The sequence below is a fragment of the Streptomyces sp. UH6 genome, from assembly GCF_013421635.1.
Lineage (GTDB): Bacteria > Actinomycetota > Actinomycetes > Streptomycetales > Streptomycetaceae > Streptomyces > Streptomyces abyssomicinicus.
Genome location: NZ_JACADT010000502.1, coordinates 1 through 4,087, shown reverse-complemented (window position 1 = coordinate 4,087; position 4,087 = coordinate 1). Strand labels below are relative to the sequence as shown.

Below are 4,087 nucleotides of genomic sequence, written 5' to 3'. Positions count from 1 at the left end.
CGTGGCCGGCGCGCTCGCCGACGCCATGGACCGCGGCCTGGGCCGCGCCTACCTGGACGTCGCCAGCGTCAAGGGCGGCCCCCGCCGCGAGCTGGAGGCCAGGGGCCTGGACCTCACCTCCTACCTCGGCACCCACCCCATGTCCGGCAAGGAGAAGTCCGGCCCCCTCGCCGCCACCGGCGACCTCTTCGAGGGCCGCCCCTGGGTCCTCACCCCCACCCCCGGCACCGACACCGAGGTGCTCAACCTCGCCCTGGAGCTGGTGTCGTTCTGCCGGGCCGTGCCGATCGTGATGGACGCCGACGCCCACGACCGCGCCGTCGCCCTCGTCTCGCACATGCCGCACCTGATGGCCAGCATGGTCGCCGCCCGCCTGGAGCACGCCGACGAGTCCGCCGTCCGCCTCTGCGGCCCCGGCATCCGGGACGTGACCCGGATCGCCGCCTCCGACCCGCGGATGTGGATCGACATCCTCTCCGCCAACCCCGGCCCGGTCGCCGACCTGCTCGCCGACCTCTCCGCCGACCTGGACGAGACCGTCCGGGCGCTGCGCGCGCTCCAGTCCGAGGACGAGACCGCCCGCAAGGAGGGCACGAGCGGCGTCGAGGACGTGCTGCGCCGCGGGAACGCCGGCCGGACCCGGGTCCCCGGCAAGCACGGCAGCGCCCCCCGCGTCTACGAGGCCGTCGTGGTGCTCATCACCGACCAGCCCGGCCAGCTCGCCCGGATCTTCGCCGACGCCGAGCAGGCCGGCGTCAACATCGAGGACGTCCGGATCGAGCACGCCACCGGCCAGCAGGCGGGCCACGTGCAGCTCATGGTGGAGCCCCAGGGCGTCTCCCCGCTCACCCAGGCGCTGCGCGAGCGGGGCTGGGCCGTCCGGTCCTGAGCCGCCCGCCGCACCACGGGCGGAGCCCCGCGGCAGGTCACCCGTGAGGGTGACCTCCCGGGGGCCGGTAACCTTGTCCGGGGCGCGTTCGCGCCCGGTCAGTACCGCCCAGCCCCAGGAAGGTGTCCGCCACCGTGGAAAGCGCCGCCCGTACCGCACCGGCAGTGATCGTCGCCATCGACGGCCCCTCCGGCACGGGCAAGTCGAGCACGTCCAAGGCCGTCGCCGCCCAGCTCGGCCTCAGCTACCTGGACACCGGCGCCCAGTACCGGGCGATCACCTGGTGGATGGTGACCAACGAGATCGACGTCGACGACCCGGCCGCGATCGCCGCCGCCGCGTCCAAGCCGGAGATCGTCTCGGGCACCGACCCGCTGAACCCGACGATCCACGTCGACGGCACCGACGTCGCCGGGCCGATCCGCACCCAGGAGGTCACCTCCAAGGTGTCGGCGGTCTCCGCCGTGCCCGAGGTGCGCACCCGGATCACCGAGCTGCAGCGCTCCATCGCCGCCTCGGCCGAGCAGGGCATCGTCGTCGAGGGCCGCGACATCGGCACCACCGTGCTCCCGGACGCCGACCTGAAGATCTTCCTCACCGCCTCCCCGGAGGCCCGCGCGGCCCGCCGCAGCGGCGAGCTCAAGGGCGCCGACGTCAACGCCACCCGCGAGGCCCTCCTCAAGCGCGACGCCGCCGACTCCGGCCGCAAGACCTCCCCGCTGGCCAAGGCCGACGACGCCGTAGAGGTCGACACCACCGAGCTGACCCTCGCCCAGGTCATCGAGTGCGTGGTCACCCTGGTCGAGGAGAAGCGAGCCGCCGCGTGAGCGGAACGACCGGTTCCGGAAGGGCCGGCGGGCCGTCGCCCCGAGGGGCCGAGGTCGGCCGGCGCATCGGCGTCGGCCTGATGAACGGGCTGTGGCGCCCCCGCGTGCTCGGCGCCGGCAAGGTGCCGCCCACCGGGGCGGCCATCCTCGCCGTCAACCACAGCCACATGCTCGACGGCCCCATGGTCATGGGCGTCTCGCCCCGGCCGACGCACTTCCTGATCAAGAAGGAGGCGTTCGTCGGCCCGCTGGACCCGTTCCTGCGGGGCATCGGCCAGGTCGCGGTCGACCGGGCCGGCACCGACCGCACCGCGGTCACCGACGCCCTGGGCGTGCTGGCCGCCGGCGGCGTCCTCGGCATCTTCCCCGAGGGCACCCGCGGCGAGGGCGACTTCGCCTCGCTGCGGGCCGGCCTCGCCTACTTCGCGGTCCGCAGCGGCGCCCCGATCGTGCCGGTCGCCGTGCTGGGCAGCGCGGACAGGCGCGGACGGCTCATATCCGGGCTGCCCCCGCTGCGCCACCGCATCGACGTCGTCTTCGGCGACCCGTTCGACGCGGGCGACGGCACGGGGCGGCGCACCCGCGCGGCGCTCGACGAGGCGACCGCACGCATCCAGGAACAACTGGCCGCGCACCTGGAAAAGGCCAGGCGTCTGACCGGACGCCGGGTCACACTTGAGTAGTGGCACCCGCCCCGCGCGGCGCGCCACCGACCATTCGATGAGCAACGAGGTACCGACTTCATGAACGACCAGATCCAGCCCGACGGCTCGGCCGAGTACGAGCACGGGGCGCTTGGCGACGCCGAGTACGCGGCGTTCATGGAGCTCGCCGCGGAAGAGGGCTTCGACGCCGAGGAGGTCGAGGGCGCGATCGACGAGGCCGGACACGGCCCGCTGCCCGTCCTCGCCGTCGTCGGCCGCCCCAACGTCGGCAAGTCCACCCTGGTGAACCGCATCATCGGCCGTCGCGAGGCGGTCGTCGAGGACAAGCCCGGCGTCACCCGCGACCGCGTCACCTACGAGGCCGAGTGGGCCGGCCGCCGCTTCAAGGTCGTCGACACCGGCGGCTGGGAGCAGGACGTCCTCGGCATCGACGCCTCCGTCGCCGCCCAGGCCGAGTACGCCATCGACGCCGCCGACGCGGTCGTCTTCGTGGTCGACGCCAAGGTCGGCCCCACCGACACCGACGAGGGCGTCGTCCGCCTGCTCCGCAAGGCCGGCAAGCCCGTCGTGCTGTGCGCCAACAAGGTCGACGGCCCCAGCGGCGAGGCCGACGCCTCCTACCTGTGGAGCCTGGGCCTGGGCGAGCCCCACCCCGTCTCCGCGCTGCACGGCCGCGGCACCGGCGACATGCTGGACGCCGTCCTGGAGGCGCTGCCCGAGGCGCCCGAGCAGTCCTTCGGCACCGCCGTCGGCGGCCCCCGCCGCATCGCGCTGATCGGCCGCCCCAACGTCGGCAAGTCCTCCCTGCTCAACAAGGTGGCGGGCGAGGAGCGCGTCGTCGTCAACGAGCTGGCCGGAACCACCCGCGACCCGGTCGACGAACTCATCGAGCTGGGCGGCGTGACCTGGAAGTTCGTCGACACGGCGGGCATCCGCAAGCGGGTCCACCTCCAGCAGGGCGCCGACTACTACGCCTCGCTGCGCACCGCCGCGGCCGTCGAGAAGGCGGAGGTCGCGGTCATCCTGATCGACGCCTCCGAGTCCATCTCGGTGCAGGACCAGCGGATCGTCACCATGGCCGTCGAGGCCGGCCGCGCCGTGGTGCTCGCCTTCAACAAGTGGGACACCCTCGACGAGGAGCGCCGCTACTACCTCGAGCGCGAGATCGAGACCGAGCTCGGCCAGGTCGCCTGGGCGCCGCGGGTCAACGTCTCCGCGCGGACCGGCCGCCACATGGAGAAGCTGGTCCCGGCCATCGAGAACGCGCTGGCCGGCTGGGAGACCCGGGTGCCCACCGGCCGCCTCAACGCCTTCCTCGGCGAACTCGTGGCCGCCCACCCCCACCCCGTCCGGGGCGGCAAGCAGCCGCGCATCCTCTTCGGCACCCAGGCGGGCACCAAGCCGCCGCGGTTCGTGCTCTTCGCCTCCGGCTTCATCGAGGCCGGCTACCGCCGGTTCATCGAGCGCCGCCTGCGCGAGGAGTTCGGCTTCGACGGCACCCCGATCCACATCTCGGTCCGGGTCCGCGAGAAGCGCGGCGCCAAGAAGAAGTGACACCGTCGTGAGGTGACACCGTCGTGAGGTGACGCGCCCCCGGTGTCCCGGACGCCGGGGCGGACCACCGGTGACGGACCGGGTCACGACGCCCGAAGGGCGGCTCCCCTCAGGGGGAGCCGCCCTTCGCGTCGTCCGCGTCCTCCACGCGG

At 73.9% G+C, this 4,087-nt stretch carries 4 protein-coding genes; all 4 read left to right on the top strand.

What is annotated here, in order from left to right; translation table 11 throughout:
* Nucleotides 1-889 (top strand): prephenate dehydrogenase (locus HW445_RS20845; RefSeq protein ID WP_180222505.1); only part of this gene is annotated, 889 nt, incomplete at its 5' end.
* A gap of 134 nt (nucleotides 890-1,023) precedes the next feature.
* Entirely contained in the window at nucleotides 1,024-1,716 is a 693-nt protein-coding gene (cmk, locus tag HW445_RS20840) for a (d)CMP kinase (protein ID WP_180222504.1), read from the top strand.
* Nucleotides 1,674-2,399 (top strand): lysophospholipid acyltransferase family protein, encoded by a 726-nt coding sequence (locus tag HW445_RS20835; protein WP_180222503.1) that lies wholly within the window; start codon nucleotides 1,674-1,676, stop codon nucleotides 2,397-2,399. Before cmk ends, HW445_RS20835 begins: the two co-directional genes overlap by 43 nt.
* A gap of 60 nt (nucleotides 2,400-2,459) precedes the next feature.
* Nucleotides 2,460-3,935, top strand: coding sequence for a ribosome biogenesis GTPase Der (der, locus tag HW445_RS20830; RefSeq protein WP_180222502.1), 1,476 nt, complete (start codon nucleotides 2,460-2,462; stop codon nucleotides 3,933-3,935).
* The last annotated feature ends 152 nt before the right edge of the window (nucleotides 3,936-4,087 follow it).